The organism is Candidatus Methylacidiphilales bacterium (genome assembly GCA_030054035.1).
Lineage (GTDB): Bacteria > Pseudomonadota > Gammaproteobacteria > JASGCS01 > JASGCS01 > JASGCS01.
The window spans coordinates 459,397-476,275 of sequence record JASGCS010000001.1 but is presented as its reverse complement, the minus strand read 5'-3'; the positions used below and the strand labels follow the sequence as shown (position 1 = coordinate 476,275).

Sequence of the window (16,879 nt, the reverse complement as noted above, 5' to 3'; positions counted from 1 at the left end):
CCAACCCTTCACCCTCAACTCCCAAGATACCCTACTCCTAGATCCTGACTATATAACAATTATCGGCGGTAGCGTAGCTTGCACCTCTTCTGCCTCAATCTCATGCCCATCCATTGTTTCTGGTACTTCTACTGTGGCTGTAGCTGATAATTCAGGTACGGTTAGCTATATTAATGAGATTTCACTTGAAAGCGTAACTTCAGGAACTATTTCGTTAAGTGCTCTTAAAGGTATTTCTTTTTCTGGAATTTTTACTTCTGGATTAACCTTAGCTTCTGGTGTTAATCTTTCATTGACCACTACATGTACTTCATCTTCATGTACTAATGATTCAACTGATTTAATTAATATTTCTCAACCAATTATTCTATCAAATGGTACAGTAACCATAACTTCTGCTTCATCAATCGCTATTTTAAATTCAATTTCCGCAACCCAAATTACCTTTACCGCTACTAAAAGTATTGAAGTTTTTACTAATGCATTGTTAATACAACAAGGCTCTGCTGCTACAAACACAATTAGCTTGGTTGCGCCATTAGTTGCTTCAGAAAATCTTCCTCTTGCTCTTTCATGTGAAGGTGCTAGCTGTTCGGTAAATCTTACATTTACAGGTGTAACTAATCTTTTTGTATCTTCATTGTTTCCAATTCAGCTAGATAATTCAACTGCTACCTCAATTGGTACGATTAGTATTAATTCTGCCAGCGCAATAACGCTAAAACCTACTCCTGTCACTTCTCCTGTCACTCCTGACACCTCTCTCACTTTACCTAGTGGCGCAAAACTTTTTTTATCTTCAGATGGAGGTTCTATTGGTTCTGCTACAGTCCCTTTGAACATTGTTGCAACCACTGCAGGTGAAATCACCTTATCTGCGATTTCAAATGCCAATATTTTTATCACCAGTGATCATGGCCTGCTGTTAACTGATCTTGAAAGCGCGAGTGCGTCTTCTGCCACTTTGTCCTTAGAATCAGATGGTGTGATTGCCAACGCAATCGGCTATGAAGATAGAGTTATTTCTTTTGCAAGTATCTCATTAGATGCCCCAAGCAAGATTGGATCAATTATCTCCCCCCTATATATCGCTAGTGGTGGGAATCCTAATTATATTTCGCTCACTATTGCAGTCGGTACAGGTAGCGTGTATCTCAAACAAGATGCTTGGAATATAACCTCATTTAGTTTTGCCACTGGAACAATAAATAATTTATATTTAGAAAGTGCATTGGGTGATATCGTCCTTAATCCTGCCGCAACAGTGAGTATTTCTTCAACAGTTTTAGTACTGCGAGCCTATGGTTCAGTGCTCTATAATCGACATAATACATTTCTTATTAATGCAAAAGGGCTCCACCTCTATGCTCGTACTGGCACAATAGGAACTAGCACGACACCGTTTGTTGTTAGCAACGCAGTCCCTTATCTGTATATTGATACGCAAAATAATATGGCTCATTTAACTGCTTCTACTGCATTATCACTAGGAGATTCTGCATCCACGCTTATTATTCCTATTGGCGTAACTGCGATTTCATTAAGCACTTATTCTGGTAGTGGCGCTAGTGTAATCTATGGAACTGCTACCTCAACAACGTTAAATATTTTTAAACAGATCTCAATTGTAAGTACTTGTCCTTCAGACTTAGATGTTGCAAAAGATTATTGCGCAACATCATTTTCTTCTATTGCTTCAGGCGAGAAAAATCTTAGTCAAATCAGCAGGGGATTAGGTGGAGATTATTTTTATATTAAAACTACAGCGTTAGAAGAATTAATTGCTCCTATTACTTTAAGAGCACAGTACGGTATCAGCGCATCTTCAAGCATTACCGCACTTGCTACTGCAGACCCTAATGCCGTATTAACTTTTGTAGTAACCAGCGAAATTGCGTACACACCTCTGACTTGTTCTAGATGTTTACACTCATCTATAAATTTTTCTAATATTTCATTACCATATATTGTGTCTGCATATAGCGAGTTACCTGTACTATTTACCTCAAATGCTGCAAATTATTCTTTTAACCTTTCTGTAATTTCTTCACCTCAGGTCACTATTACTAATACTGGAACAGGTTCAAATATAATTTCTAAATGCGGATATGAAACTGACTGTGGAATCTATGTTCGTGCAGGTGGATCGCTCGCTTTAAGCGTTACTAGTGCGATTGGGTCTAGCGCCAATCCACTCCATATAAGTTCAACAGGGAATGAATTATCGTTGAACTCATTGAGTATTTCTGCCGGAACTAATATATTTTTATCTAGAAGAATAAATGTTTTAGATTTAATCGGTAGTTCCGGTTCGTATTCTATTTCATTTACTAATCCTACCAATGAACATATCCTATCGCTAACCCAACTTGAGTACTCGGTAGAATCTTCAATTTTTATCACTGAGGATTTACTCTGCCAATCATCGGCATGTAGTAAGCTTTCAATAAGAATTATAGCTTTAGATTACTTTAATCCCATTACTGTACCGGTAGGTGGTATTTTAGGCTCGCTTTCTATTAAGGCCTCAACCATCTCATTGCTTGCCAATGGACCGATTGTTATAACCGGAACTTTACACGCTACCGCAGTATCATCCAATTCAACATTGGATTGTCAGATTAATGGATCGGCAGCTCAGGTATGCGTTAGTTCGTTACAATCAACCATAGGTAGCTCAGAAAATTATGTAAGAATCAGATTAGCATTGAGCAGCGTGAAATTGGCCACTCTAAGTTTTAATAAAACTTTTGTAGTATCATCCTCTCCATATACCATTGCTTCTAGTAATTCACTACAAGGTCACTCTCTCCATTTTAATTTTGATGGTAACTCACTTACCGATGGTATTACATTGCAATCAAATTCATTTGACACCTTAAATGGACTTAAAGATTATTATTATTTGACTGCGACATCAGGCATGGTTTCATTAAATTCTAGAGTGCTCAATGAAAATAGTATCAATGTTACTAGCCGAAAAGCGTCACTTGGATTAAAGTCAGGAATTATTAAAGTTGAAGAGTTGTCAGTTACTGCCAATGCAGGTGATATTAACTACCTTGGGTATATTGAAGTTGGTAGCGTTGGAATCGTATTACGTGCGACCAATGGAAACATTGTAGCTTCTAGTGGTGCAAATTCATCTATTGATTTGTTTTTTATAAACAATTCCCTCAATTTTTCATTAACCACATTACTTGGTGGCTCGGTTGGTAGTGAAAGCACTCCTTTCTCTATAATTGTGCAAAATTCCGTATTAAGTGTGTCGTCGTATGGTAATATCGTTATAAGTTCATTATCAAATTTATCTGTCGCTAATATTGACAGCACGGGCTCTCAAATTAATTATATTATTCTGAAAGTTGCTGGCACAATTAATTTCACAACATTACTACCTTCAAGCTCAGTGTCTGATAATTGGTATTTGGTTACTACGGCAGGTGGCATGATTACTTCTGCTAGATTTTTAGATTCTAGCCAAGTTTTGTTAAACGCAAATTCATTTATTGCCAGCTCGGATAATTCAATTCAACTATACGGAACTGTCTTGGTTAGTTGTGTGCTATGCCCCTCAGCAACCAATCCAATTCTGTTGAATAACCTATTTCCATCAGGTAGTGTAGTAGGTTTTTCTCCTTCAATCATGACGAGTGGATTGATTGTTGCCAGAGGAGGTTCAATTGGCTCACTTGACTTTCCATTATATCTTTCTTCACTAGATCAAACTTCGCAAGTACATTTTGTTTCAAGTGAGAATATTTTTATACATGCCAGGCAGGGTATTAGAATTGGTGTGCTTGATAGCTCTTCATCAAATATAAAAACTTTGAATGTAAAAAGCGATCTTTCTTTGTCTATCGCAAGTGATACTAAGTTACCTATAGCATTTGATTCCAACCAAGTTAACGATACTATTTCTTTGCTTTCAACTGGCGCAACGGTGTTAGCAGCCAGACTTTTTGCAAATAGTCTAAGCATTGATGCGTCTCAAATTAATACTCAATCAAGCGGTAGCGTTGAAGCGATTTCTATTAGCCTTATTTCAAGAATTGGTTCTATTGCCCAATCCAGTCAGCCATTATTAGTAAGCTCTGGAGTAAGCGAACCCTCCTTTACTTCATTTTCAATCCAAGCACCAAACGGTAGCCAAGTGCATCTGGCTAGATCTGCTGGTATTGCTTCAACCTCATGGTTTCGCTCTATTCAGTTTAGTAGTGATGGTGTGTTACCACTAGTCAGTATTAATGGTACTGAGTACTCTTATCATTACTACGATCAGGTCATTATCGTTGCTGGTACGGATTGTCCTATTTCTCTTCCAACAAATTATGTATGCGCGACTTCTCTTAAATCAACTTCTGGATTGTTTTTGAGAGCGAATATCAGTGGACAAAATGTATCATCGGTGTTATATATTACCCAAAACTTATTGGAAGCTGCTGTCGGAGATGTCAAAGTCCAAGCCCGGCTCTTTATTACAACTGATAACCGTTTTAGTACCGCAGGACTTGCACCGCAGTCCATCACTTCACTTTCCTTTATTACAGACTACGCTTCCTTTCCCAATCAAACCACAAGTATCAATCTTGCCAACACTCCGATTTTTCTTTCTGATCGAGCCACTCTTACATTGCAAACCAACTCTGGTTCTATTGCTGCGCTAGACACATTTAAAGCAAATTCTATCAAAGTAATCTCATATGCTGGTTCAATTTTACTTGGGGTCTTAAATTCTGGCTCTCTGTATGCCTCATGTACTCTAGCCCCAAACTGCGGTTCAATTTCTCTCTCAAGTCAACTTGGCTCAATTGGCAGCGAATCTAAACCTATTCAAGTCATTCAATTATTTAATACCGGTACTCTTTCATTGGTCGCACCCCAGTCGAATCAAGCAGTTTGGGTTTCTAGTCTTACTGGAATATCGCTTGGTACAATAAATGTCTCAAACGCAACTATTGTTGCCAACCAAGACATTGTGATTACTCAATCTATTAATATCCCAAATGCATCTTTGTCTTTTACTGCAAAAAAAAGCATCACGGTACAGGCCTCACTTACCGCAAATCAAGTAAACATGAGTTTTGTTGATGGTTTAGAATTACAGAACGACGCTTTAATTATTATTAATAGTATATCCTTCGTTACTTCTAACAAATCGATTGGCTCTTTTCTTTTCCCTATCAAAGTAACTACATTGCATGCTTCTGGAATTATACAATCCATTAATATCTCTATAGCAAATTCTGGTACTACATATATCCAAGTTCCTTCCCAAGCATCTGCTACGCTTGCAAATGCAACGCTATCACCAAATAGCACTTTAATGGTAAGAACTCCAATTTCAAATTATCTTTCTAAATATGCCCAACCGATTAAGAAAAAAGTATCATATAATTTTATTGGAAGTATAATCAACCCTTTACTTTCTATTTTTGGCACCGATACTGGTTGCGAGGATTTGTTCAGCGTTATTAATTACGATGATACACTCTGTATCAATTAATAATCGTCTAATTAGATATTGTTAAGTATTGATAGACTAGTATTCCAATCCCTAGGAATGGACCAAAAGATACTGCACTTGCGTCTTTACCTCTAAGCTTTTTAATCAAAGCATAGAATGTTCCTAGCACCGACCCTATTACCAATGGAACCATAATTCCCTGCAGACCAAACCATGCCCCAAAGGCGGCTAATAATTTCATATCGCCAGCACCAACACCGTCTTGTTTTTTTATCAACCGGAATATTGCGTTAGGGATTGCTAATGCCATATAGCCTATGACAGAATAAATGATTGCATCATGCGCACTCAGCATATTTATTTTAAGATTTAATCCAATTACATTTGATTCGGATAGTGCGCTGAGTAGTAGTCCGATCCAAAGTAATGGTAAGGTGAGAATATCAGGTAATAGCCCATGTCTGGCATCTATCATGATCAACGCTAAGAGTAGTGTATTAAATATGGCATAAATAAAAAAATTGCTACTTATGTCATATTGATTAAAGAGGTAGATGGCTAGAATAACGGTACTTATTTCGCAGATAAAGTAGTCAATTGCGATAGTTTTTTTACAGTAATGGCATTTTCCTTGTAATAATAAATATGATAGTATCGGGATATTATCAATAATTCGTAGCGGGGTATTGCAGTTTGGGCAGTGTGAGGAGGGGAGGGCAAGTCCTAGATTTTTAACTTTATTAATTTCACTTATTTCATATTCAGCCAAATATTCTTTGCAATCTTTAGCCCAATATTTTTGCAAGATGTTGGGTAGTCTATAGCACAGCATCCCAATAAAAGAGCCAACACATAAGGAAAGTAATATTACAGTAGCACTAACCAACTACTGATCCAAGTTTAAATATTGGTAGATACATTGCTACCACTAAACCCCCGACCATGATTCCAAGGATACTTATAATTATTGGTTCCATTAAACTAGACATTGAGTCTACGAGCGTGTCAACTTCAGTTTCGTAATAATCCGCAACTTTATTGAGCATACTTTCTAATGAGCCGGCCTCTTCTCCGATTTGTACTAGTTGGATGACAAACTCATCAAATAAATGACGATGTCTCTTTAAGCATGTTTGCATCTGATCTCCTTGTGCAATATCTTTTGCGACTTGTAACACCGCTCTTTCATAAAGCCGATTTCCGGTTGCTGGGGCTACATTAACTAATGCTTCAGTGAGTGGAACCCCAGCCGCAAACATGGTAGCTAAAGTTCTCGCGAATCTTGCGATTGCACTTCCACGCACAATTTTTTTTACCACTGGTAGTTTTAATACAGTCACATCAACCCATAATTTAAATGCTTCAGAATTTTGTGAAAGTTTTTTAATTTGAATATATATAACTACAATTGCGACAACAATAATGAGCCAGTATTTCACTAATGCATTTGAGGCATTTACTATAACTTGAGTGAAGGCGGGGAGTTCAGCACCAAATCCAGCAAAAATACTGGCAAATTGTGGAACAACTTTGACTAAAAGTAATGTACTTACTAAAACCGCGATTAAGATTACCGCAATTGGATAGTTCATGGCTTTTTTAACTTTCTTTTTTAAAGTTTCGTTTTTTTCTTTATAGACTGCAAGTTTATCCATCAATTTATCTAGTGAGCCAGATTTTTCCCCTGCTGCAATTAAGCTAATTGACAGCGAGTCAAATAATTGTGGGTGTCTAGATAAGGCTTGCGAGAGCTGAGATCCTCCTTCTATATTTCCTTTAATATCTAGTAAGGATTTTTGCAATTCGCGATTGGGATTTCCAAGTGCAATTATTGATAACGCTTGAACAATGGTGATACCTGAGTTTAACATGGTTGCGATTTGGCGCAATACGATGGCAATTTCTTCGGCTTTGACTTTATTTTTACCACCAAAAAAACCACTACTTTTTTCTTTTATGCTACTGATAATATAGCCTTGTCTGTTTAAGAGCAGTTTTGCAAATTCTGTAGTTATGGCTTCTATTTCACCTTTAACTTCTCTACCGTTTTTATTTTTTGCTTTATATACAAATACTTTTTTTCCAGCCATAATTTTTATCCTGAGCTTGCGCTATTTGCTTCTTCTAGACTAATAGTTCCTTCTAAGACTTTCTTAATTGCAGACCTTCGTATGTCATCAACTCCATTTTTTCTAGCGATGTCGGCAATTTGAATGGAATTTCCACCAGCCATAATGGTTCGAGCCATTTCATCATTGACTGGCATTACTTGATAGAGACCGGTTCTACCTTTATAACCAGAACCACCACAAATGTCGCATCCTCCCGGTTTGTAAATAGTTGGTTTTGCGTCTAGATCGCTTTGTAGAAATCCTTCTTTGAGTAATGTGGTATGTGGTATATCAAATGGAACTTTACATTTACACAATTTTCTCGCCAGTCGTTGTGCGATGATCAATTTAACTGCGGTTGCTATACTAAATGCTGGAACTCCCATATTAGCTAAGCGATCAAGAGTTTGTGGCGCGTCATTAGTGTGTAGTGTAGATAAAACTAAATGTCCGGTTTGTGCGGCTTTAATCGCAATACTAGCTGTTTCTAAATCTCTAATTTCCCCAACCATTATGATATCTGGATCTTGTCGCAAAAACGCTCGCAAGGTAGAGGCAAAATCCAATCCTGCTCTTGGATTCATATTAACTTGGTTTATTCCAGGTAAATTAATTTCCGCTGGGTCTTCTGCGGTGGAAATATTGACATCTACCGTATTTAAAATATTTAAACCAGTATATAACGAGACAGTTTTTCCAGAACCAGTTGGGCCAGTAACCAAGATCATTCCTTCAGAAAGAGAAAGTGCTTTTAAATAGGCTTCTCTTTGCACGGGCTGGTAGCCTAATGCGTCAATCCCGAGCATAGCACTACTAGCGTCTAGTATTCTAAGGCAGATTTTCTCCCCAAAAATAGTCGGGCAACTATTTACCCTAAAATCAATAGACCTAGTGTTTGATAGTTTTAATTTTATTCTTCCATCCTGCGGAACTCTTCTCTCGGAAATATCCATGTTTGAGATAACTTTTATGCGCGCAGTTAATTTTTGAGTAAGGTTTAAAGGTGGTTTTGCCACTTCCATCAATTCGCCATCAACTCTATATCGTACTCGGTAGAATTTTTCATAGGGCTCAAAGTGGATATCGCTTGCGCCTTTATTAATCGCATCAAGGAGCATTTTGTTGACAAACTTAACCACAGGGGTGTCTTCAACTTCAGAAGCCGCATCAGCTACCGCTTCGTTAGACTGAGTGATGTCTAAATTCGTTAAGTCATCATCTAGGTCATCCATCTTATCGCCACCGGCAGAGTCCATTTTCTCAATAGCTTTTTTTAGCTTATCAAGTTCAACAACAACCGGCTCTATATTTAGATTGGTTTTAAATTTAATCTGATCTAGTTGCTCACTGATTATAGAAGGATCGACAACCCCAACGAATAAAATCTCACCCCTTTTAAGCAATGGAATAATAAAATGTTGTTTGCAAAAATCTTGGGTGATTAATTTACTTGTTTCTGGTTGAAAAGAAAATTGAAATGTATCTAAGTCATAGATTGGTAATGCCATAGATACTGACACCACTTCTGCAATTTCTAGCGCACTTAATGCTTTTTTCTCTAACAACACCTCTATAAAAGATTTCTTTGAATCGGTTGCTGCTTGAATTAGTTCTCTAACCTGAAACTCATCTAATTTCTTTTGAGCAATAAGTAATTTCGGCAAACCACCAATAGCAAAGCCAGATATTGCTGAACTTGAAGAAGTCGCTGACAGGGGTTTGTTGATTGACATACCCCATTATTTTAGCATTTATATACCATATAAAACAAAAACCCCGACATACAGTCGGGGTTTTTTTAAATCTTAAAAATATACTAATTTACTGCTGACATGCTGCTGGTCTGAACTGTCTTTCGACATCGTTCGCACCGTCAGCTGCTGCTGCTCCTACAGTTTCTTGTTGTCCTGCAGCTGCAGCTGGGGTAAAAGTAATTCCAATATTACCACATGCCCATACACCACTTGGCGCTGACCTTGCCATTGTGATAGAATTGCCTGCTAGGTTTGCATTTGTATTATTTCTGAATCTAATGTGAATATACAAGCCGACACCATCTGGGGTCAAAATATTCACTGTGGCGTCGGTTGGATCTGCACAAGCTGCGGGGTTAGTATTAAGTTTATCAATGATGATACACTCAACATAAGTTCCATTAATTCTAGCACCGGCTGTAACCAGCAGATTTAGAGGAACTGCTGCGCCGCCATTTGAAGAAACCCATTCTTCAATCGAGGTTCTAGCAGCTGCACCTAAAGTCATAGCTTCTGTAACCTGTGATCTTGCGATATAGTTATTGTATTGTGGTATTGCAATAGATGCAAGAATACCGATAATAGCAACGACTATCATTAATTCAACTAGTGAAAAACCTTTATTTTTATTTTTATAGTTCATGATAAACTCCTGTTATTTTTATTAATTATACCATAGAAAAATCCAAAACACCATATTTTTTATCACATATCCTACCCTAATACAATAAAATGAGGGACTATGCAAGCAGAGAGCTTGACCCTGCCCCCTATACCTGTGCCAAATCTTCGCTGAGTTTTCTGGTAAATCACTATAAGCCAAAATGACTAATAATTTCATTGAAGAAATGGTACAGACGATGGGGTAAGGTCAAAATTTGTAAAAAAATCAGAAATGTACCCATGTTTTTTCTTTAGATTAGAATTTTATATGCGCATAAATATCGTTATAATAAAAGGAAGAATATATGGATAATGCCCTACTTAATTTCATTATAGAAATATCAAAGGATAATTTTGCAATATTGCTACTGTTTGCTTATGGTATGTATAAGTTTAAATTAGTGGAATTCGGCCATACATCTCTTGAGAAAAAGCTTGAAGAAATGTTCAAGGAGATTAAAGAGATTAGATCTGAAATGGCCAAGGGGTTTAAAGATGTTGCTAATGATATTCATGCGGTTAGAGTAGATATTGCTCGGATTTCTGAAAGACAAGATTCCATGCATGATAGAGTACAGTTGCTCGAAGATGTAATAATTAGAAAAATAAAAACTAAACTTGCCTTATCCCCTAGAACTACAAAGGCTGTCAGAGCTTAATAACTTCTGAAATTAAGGTACTGTAATTATCTTGACGAGTTTGTCGTATCCTTCATCTTCTGATTGGTTGTTGGTGATAAAGTAGAGTTGCTTGTCTTTGGCTTCTATGATGTCTCTAATTCTTCCGAATTGATTGGTGAAATATGCTTTGAGTTGTGTGATTGTGGCTTGATAGATTGATTGTCCTCTTAGTCCTGTGAAGATTATGTTGTGTTGCCATTTGCCTGTGGTTGGAATGGTCATGCCTGAGGGTGCCCAGGTATCGTTGCCGCTGTGTATGATTGGTGTTTGTAGGTTGGTTTTGGATTGAGATCCTGTGATGATTGGCCAGCCGTAGTTTGCTCCTTTGTGAATTTGGTTTATTTCATCTTGGCAGCAGTTGAGTTTGGGTATCCCTGAAGGCCCATGTTCTGTGGCGTAGAGTTGATTGTTGGTGGGATGCCATGCTAGTCCTTGAACATTGCGATGGCCATAGCTGTAGATGTAGTTGTTGAATGGGTTATCTGTTGGTATAGTTCCATCGGTGGAGATTCTGAGTATTTTGCCATTGAGAGAGGTGAGGTCTTGGGCTAGGTCTGGGTTGGTGGCGTCCCCAGTGCTCCAGTAAATATGTCCATCTTGTCCTACTTTTACTCTACCACCATTATGCCATCTTGCTCCCTCTACATTATCTAATAGTATTTTGTGGAAATGTAATGTTGAAGTTGATTCATCCCAGTAAAGTTTAGCAAGTGCATTGACTAGGTTTTTCTTTTTGTCATAATGTGTAAATGCAATGTATAGGAAGCCATTGTTGGCAAAGTTTTTATCAGTGTCAATTCCGAGTAGGCCTGATTCGCTTTTGGCTATGACTTGAGGTAGCCTAAGCACTACTTTTTTTGTTTTGTTTTGTAGTTCTACGAGGATAATCCTGCCTGCTCGTTCTGTGATGAGAAATCTTTGTTTGCCGATATCGGTAATTGCCCAGGGGATTTGCAATCCATTAACGATAATCTCAGTTTGAGAAAATACCGGGAAAATAGGTAAGTACAATGTAATACAGAATAAATATTTTATTAAGTCTCTCATTAAGTTATTATATAATGCATAGGTTAATAGTAAGGAGATACCTGTATGAAAAGAGTTGCATTATTGTTGAGTTTTGTGGTCGTTCTAATTTCTTGCACTAAGAATGAAGAGACAAATAAGGTCTTACATGTCTATAATTGGAATGGCTATAACGATGAGACTACTTTGCCTGAATTTGAAAAGAGATTTGGAGTTAAAGTTGTGCTTGATAATTATGATACTAATGAGGTACTAGAGGCAAAGTTACTTGTTGGTAAATCTGGGTATGACATTGTTGTACCTTCCGCTAATTTTGCTGAACGATTTATTAGCAGTGGGTTGCTCTTGAAGTTGGATAAGAGTAAAATCCCTAATCTAAAGAATGTAGATCCAGTTATTGCGGAAAAGTTGCAAGCCTATGATCCTGGAAATCAATATCTTGTTGACTTTATGTGGGGTTCTTTAGGCATTGGTATAAATACTGAAAAAGTAAAGAAGCGACTTGGAAATGTACCTCTGGATAGTTGGAAATTACTTTTTGATGCGTCTGTTGTGAAAAAGCTTGGTGATTGTGGGGTAGGGTTGTTAGACGATGCTGAGTTGTATACTTTAGCATTGCATTATCTTGGTTTGGATTATAAAGTGAAAACAAAAGAAAATCTTGATAAAGCGCAAAAACTACTCATGAGCATTCGTCCCTATGTTAGATATATTGATAGCACGAAGTATAAAGATGACTTGGCTTCAGGGGAGATATGCATTTCTTTAGCTTATAACGGGGATATTCTCCAATCACAAGAGTTAGTGGCGCAGTCTAACAATAATTTTAAGGTTGAGTATATTCTTCCCAAAGAAGGCAGTATTGTTTGGTTTGATACCATTGCCATTCCTGCTGATGCGCCTAATCCTGAATTAGCCCACTTGTTTATTAATTATATACTTGAGCCTCAGGTATCTGCGAATTTAAGTAATTATATTAATTACGCTAATGCTAATAAGGAATCATTGCCATTGATTGATGATAAGATTAAAAATAATCCAGTCGTCTATCCCAATGAGAAAATAATGAGCACATTGTTTCCGACTAAACAGGATGATCAAGAGATAACGCGCTATGTTACAGAACTATTTACGAAATTTAAATCTAGCATTAAGTAATTATCCGTGTTCCGAGAAATTCGCTAATTAATGAAACGCTCTCAGATTAGACTGGTAAGTCCTTTAAGTAGGCTCGGTGCTTTTGATTACAATGTTGGTCAGCTTGCCGGGATCGTGTCAGAAGGCGATGCTGGAGCGATTTTTGTTTTTCCAGAGCTGTATCTCTGCGGAGGTTTGGTTGGTGCATGGATGTATAGTTCTGAGTTTAAGCAAATGCACGATGATGCCTTGGCACAGGTTAAAAAATTAAGCAAAAATTATTTTATCGTAGTCGGAGGAGTTGGTTTTGACCGTGGCAATCTCTATGATTCGGTGTATGTGTTTGGCAAGGGTAAACTTTTAGCGAGGCATGACAAACAGATATTTAATGTAAAAGGGGTATTGGGTGAAGGCAGATTTTTTGCTGCAGGTAAAAAAGGCACTGTAGTTTCATTAGGTGGCCTGGACTGTGGTATATGCATTTGTTATGAAATAAGCGACGATAAAATTCTTGGCTGGTATAAAAATAAATGTGATGTATTGTTGCATGTGGCAATGCAACCCTATTTTGTTGATAGGGCTCCTCTGCGAGAAGCGGAGTTGAAAAAGAAATCTCAGTTGATTAAATGCCCAATATTTTTTGTTAATGGGCTAAGCGGTCAAGATGGTTTGATATTTGATGGAGGGAGCTTAGTTGTCGCAGGAGGCACATTGCTTGGAAAAAGTGCGACCTGTACTGAGTCAATCTTAGTTTGTCATTTAGATAAGAAAATTTCTGTTAGTGGAGGAGTGTCAAGCGTGTCTATTGAGGAATCGCTTTGGAGTGCCTTGGTATTCTCTCTGCAAGAAAAAGTAACTTCAACTGGTTGTCAAGGGGTAGTCTTGGGACTTTCTGGTGGTGTAGATTCTGCACTGGTCGCCTGTCTCGCTGTAGATGCATTAGGGGCTAATAATGTCTATGCTGCGTTTTTACCTAGTAAGTTTACCTCTGAACAATCTCAAATGTTGTACGAAGCTTTGATTGTGCGACTGGGTTTAAAAAAGTCCATAGTTTCTATTGGTGAATTACATAGTAAATTTGAGGGGATGTTTGGTAATTTATTTGCCGGGGCCACTTCAGAAATAGTGCTTGAGAATATTCAAGCAAGAATTCGAGGCATGATACTAATGGGAATCGCTAATCAACAAAAGTCTATGCTCTTAGCCACAGGCAATAAAAGTGAAGCAGCGATGGGATACGCCACTCTGTATGGTGATACCTGCGGGGGCTTTGCTCCAATTGGTGATTTAACCAAGCACTGGGTTTATAAATTAGCTAGATTTCGTAATCGCAATGGTGAGGTAATCCCTGAAGGAATTCTCACAAGAGAGCCCACTGCTGAATTGCGCTTCGGTCAGAAAGATAGCGATTCATTGCTCCCTTATGATGAGCTAGATCCAATTATTGAGGCTTTACTTGTACCTGGTGCTACTGCTCAGTCAGCGTTAAAAAAATTGCCTGTCGCAAAAAGTAAAGTTAGTGAAGTGCATAGTAAATTACACGCTGCGCATTTTAAGCGCGCACAAAGCTGTGCCGCTCCGAGAGTTACAAAACAATCATTTCAATATGATTACCAGTACCCAATCGGATTAAAGTTTAATCAATCTTAAATCTTAATCAAGCTTTGTAAGTTTTTGAAGTTCTGCTAAAGTAGCGTAATTGGGAAAATTAAGTTCAAGGACACGATAGGCTTCTCTAGCTTCTTTTTTTCTATTAAGTCCTAGGTAGCCTTGGATCAATAATTCCAGTGCCCTGTTATTATTAGTTGCACCTTGGTAAACGGTTAAGTTATGTAATGCTCGATTTATGGCTGCAATGTAGGCTTGTCTATTCAAATAATATTCAGCTACTTGAATTTCAGCTATGGCTAATTGTTCTTTAATGATCTTCATACGGTACGCAGAGTCCAAACTATAAATACTCTTAGGAAAAATTTTAATGATCTGTTCAAAGTTTGCGTAGGCTCTTTTGAGGGAAACTAAGTCATACTTACTTCTATCGGCTTCTCCAAGTTGCTGAGTAAAATATCCTATCGACCATTCCTGATAACAAAGTCCTCGCAAATACCAAGCGTACGGTGCTTGTAGGCTATATGGTTTCTCTTGAAGATATTGATCTAATGAACTGATTGCTTCTATGTGTTTATTAGATTTAAATCTAGCATAGGCAAGATTTAATTTAACTTGATCGCTAAAGGGACTAAAAGGAAAATTGGTATCAAGTTTTTCTAAGGACTGCAAAGCGAGGTCGTAGCGACTTCTTTTAAAGGCCTCTTTAGCGGTCAAGTATAATTCTTGTGGGTTTTGGGCGTTTTCAATATTGAGGTTTGGCTGGATGTTTGTGCAAGCGACGAGCAATAACGGAATAAGATAAATTATCTTCATATGCGATATATTATAAGAGACAATGGCTAAGCACACTTATGATTTTATTGCGAGCGGAGAGGCTACTCGCCTCGATTTATTTGTGGCTAGTCAGCTTCCAAATTTCTCTCGGAGTTATATCCAACTCGCGATAAAAAATAACACCATACTGGTTAACGGTAAACCTGCAACAAAAAACACCATAGTTGGAAACGGTGAACAGGTTGCAGTGTGGTTTATCACCAGTGATTTTATTGAAAATGATGCCGAACCACTAGAGATAACCATCGCACATGAAGATGAAAATGTTTTAGTGGTAGACAAAACTCCTGGTGTGGTTTGCCATCCTGGTGCAGGAGTGTCGCATGGCACCTTACTCCAAGGATTACTTTATGCCTACCCCTATTTACGCCAGGTACCCAGGGGAGGGCTAGTGCATCGACTTGACAAGGATACCAGTGGTTTGCTTTTGGTAGCTAAACATCTTGAGGCACATGATTATTTAACCAAATTATTACAACGAAGAGAAATAAAAAGAGAATATCGTGGCATCGTGTATGGCACGGTAATTAGTGGCTCAACTATAAATCTACCTCTTGCCAGGGATTCTAGAAATAGACTCAAACGAAAAGTGGTGGAAGGAGGAAAGGAAGCCATCACTCATTTTCGTGTTCTGCATAGGCTTGCCGGTGCGACAGAGCTACTCATTCAGTTAGAAAGTGGCCGTACCCATCAAATTAGAGCGCATTTTGAGGCTAAAAGCATGTCTCTGGTTGGAGATAAATTATACGGTAAAAAACATGTGCAAAAAGGTTTAAAGCCGGAAGCAAGGGATAGTTTACTTGGCTTTAATCGGGTCGCGCTCCATGCTTGGAGATTGTCTTGGAAACCATTTGGTCTTGATTCAGAGATAGTCATAGAATCTACTTTGCCTGATGACTATCAAAAATTATTACAGACACTCAGTCCATGAGTAAGTATAAGTATGACCATGCGCCGTTTGAAACTGAAAAACTAATTGCACGAACTTTTTCTAAAGGCATTGGTTTGGATGGCATTGCGCAGGTATGGGGTGCGATGCCGATTTTTTCTAAGCAAGTACATGGGACCAGAGTTGTTTGGTATCCCGAGGACTTTTTAAGTGATTCAATTGAAGCTGATGCGATATTTACGAGTAAAATTAATTGTCTGCTTGTCATTGCTACGGCTGACTGTGTGCCAATTCTGATTCACCACCCCAAGTCAGGAGTTATTGGAGTAATTCACGCCGGATGGCGAGGAGTCGCGTCAAATATAGTTATGCATGCGTTACAGGGATTGCAGTTGCGAAATATCCCTCTTGCTGAGTGTCAAGTTTGGATCGGTCCTCATATTGGATACACTAGCTTTGAAGTTAAAAAAGATGTTGCAGATCAATTAATAATTTGGGATAGTGGAACGTATGCGGTTAGACAGAACGCAAGTGGTAATTTCCAAGTCTCTTTATATGCACTGGTGGTCAATCAATTGCGCGTTCATGGTGTATCAGAAATAAGTGGTGGTGGTGCGGATACTTTTCTCATGCGCGAGAATTATTATTCTTATCGTCGGGGTGATAGAAACTGCAGAAATTATCATGGTATTGGAGTGTGTACTTGA

Annotated in this window: 12 protein-coding genes; 6 read left to right on the top strand and 6 right to left on the bottom strand. The window is 38.0% G+C overall.

Translation table 11 applies throughout. The features are described 5' to 3' along the window. The coding region (locus QM538_02415) for a hypothetical protein (GenBank protein MDI9347336.1) at window positions 1-5,506 on the top strand (5,506 nt) is incomplete at its 5' end. A gap of 7 nt (window positions 5,507-5,513) precedes the next feature. On the opposite strand, the gene QM538_02410 is transcribed toward QM538_02415, so the two are convergent. The 4 genes from QM538_02410 to QM538_02395 all read right to left on the bottom strand — a co-directional run bounded on the left by QM538_02410 (window position 5,514) and on the right by QM538_02395 (window position 9,975). Then, the gene (locus QM538_02410; GenBank protein ID MDI9347335.1) at window positions 5,514-6,353 is read right to left on the bottom strand and encodes a prepilin peptidase; all 840 of its coding nucleotides are present in this window, start codon (window positions 6,351-6,353) and stop codon (window positions 5,514-5,516) included. Then, window positions 6,346-7,557, bottom strand: coding sequence for a type II secretion system F family protein (locus tag QM538_02405; protein ID MDI9347334.1), 1,212 nt, complete (start codon window positions 7,555-7,557; stop codon window positions 6,346-6,348). Before QM538_02405 ends, QM538_02410 begins: the two co-directional genes overlap by 8 nt. 5 nt (window positions 7,558-7,562) lie before the next feature. After that, window positions 7,563-9,311 (bottom strand): type IV-A pilus assembly ATPase PilB, encoded by a 1,749-nt coding sequence (gene pilB / locus QM538_02400; protein MDI9347333.1) that lies wholly within the window; start codon window positions 9,309-9,311, stop codon window positions 7,563-7,565. A gap of 88 nt (window positions 9,312-9,399) precedes the next feature. After that, window positions 9,400-9,975: a pilin gene (locus QM538_02395; GenBank protein ID MDI9347332.1), complete on the bottom strand. Its 576-nt coding sequence runs from the start codon at window positions 9,973-9,975 to the stop codon at window positions 9,400-9,402. Between the two features lie 325 nt (window positions 9,976-10,300). Between QM538_02395 and QM538_02390 the strand changes: the two genes are divergently transcribed. Further along, entirely contained in the window at window positions 10,301-10,654 is a 354-nt protein-coding gene (locus tag QM538_02390) for a hypothetical protein (protein ID MDI9347331.1), read from the top strand. 12 nt (window positions 10,655-10,666) lie between these two features. Here the strand turns inward: QM538_02390 and QM538_02385 are convergent, their stop codons facing one another. Next, complete coding sequence (locus QM538_02385; protein MDI9347330.1) at window positions 10,667-11,722, bottom strand: PQQ-dependent sugar dehydrogenase; 1,056 nt, start codon at window positions 11,720-11,722, stop codon at window positions 10,667-10,669. 45 nt (window positions 11,723-11,767) lie between these two features. On the opposite strand from QM538_02385, the gene QM538_02380 reads away from it, so the two are divergent. Together QM538_02380 and nadE are read left to right on the top strand one after the other, a co-directional pair. Next, entirely contained in the window at window positions 11,768-12,859 is a 1,092-nt protein-coding gene (locus QM538_02380) for an extracellular solute-binding protein (protein MDI9347329.1), read from the top strand. A gap of 30 nt (window positions 12,860-12,889) precedes the next feature. Further along, complete coding sequence (gene nadE, locus QM538_02375) at window positions 12,890-14,488, top strand: NAD(+) synthase (protein MDI9347328.1); 1,599 nt, start codon at window positions 12,890-12,892, stop codon at window positions 14,486-14,488. 3 nt (window positions 14,489-14,491) lie between these two features. Here nadE and QM538_02370 read toward each other — a convergent pair whose 3' ends face one another. Continuing rightward, window positions 14,492-15,262: an outer membrane protein assembly factor BamD gene (locus QM538_02370; protein MDI9347327.1), complete on the bottom strand. Its 771-nt coding sequence runs from the start codon at window positions 15,260-15,262 to the stop codon at window positions 14,492-14,494. Window positions 15,263-15,284: 22 nt separating this feature from the next. Between QM538_02370 and QM538_02365 the strand changes: the two genes are divergently transcribed. Continuing rightward, complete coding sequence (locus QM538_02365; GenBank protein ID MDI9347326.1) at window positions 15,285-16,214, top strand: RluA family pseudouridine synthase; 930 nt, start codon at window positions 15,285-15,287, stop codon at window positions 16,212-16,214. Further along, window positions 16,211-16,879: a polyphenol oxidase family protein gene (locus QM538_02360; GenBank protein ID MDI9347325.1), complete on the top strand. Its 669-nt coding sequence runs from the start codon at window positions 16,211-16,213 to the stop codon at window positions 16,877-16,879. The genes QM538_02365 and QM538_02360 overlap by 4 nt, the downstream gene beginning before the upstream one ends.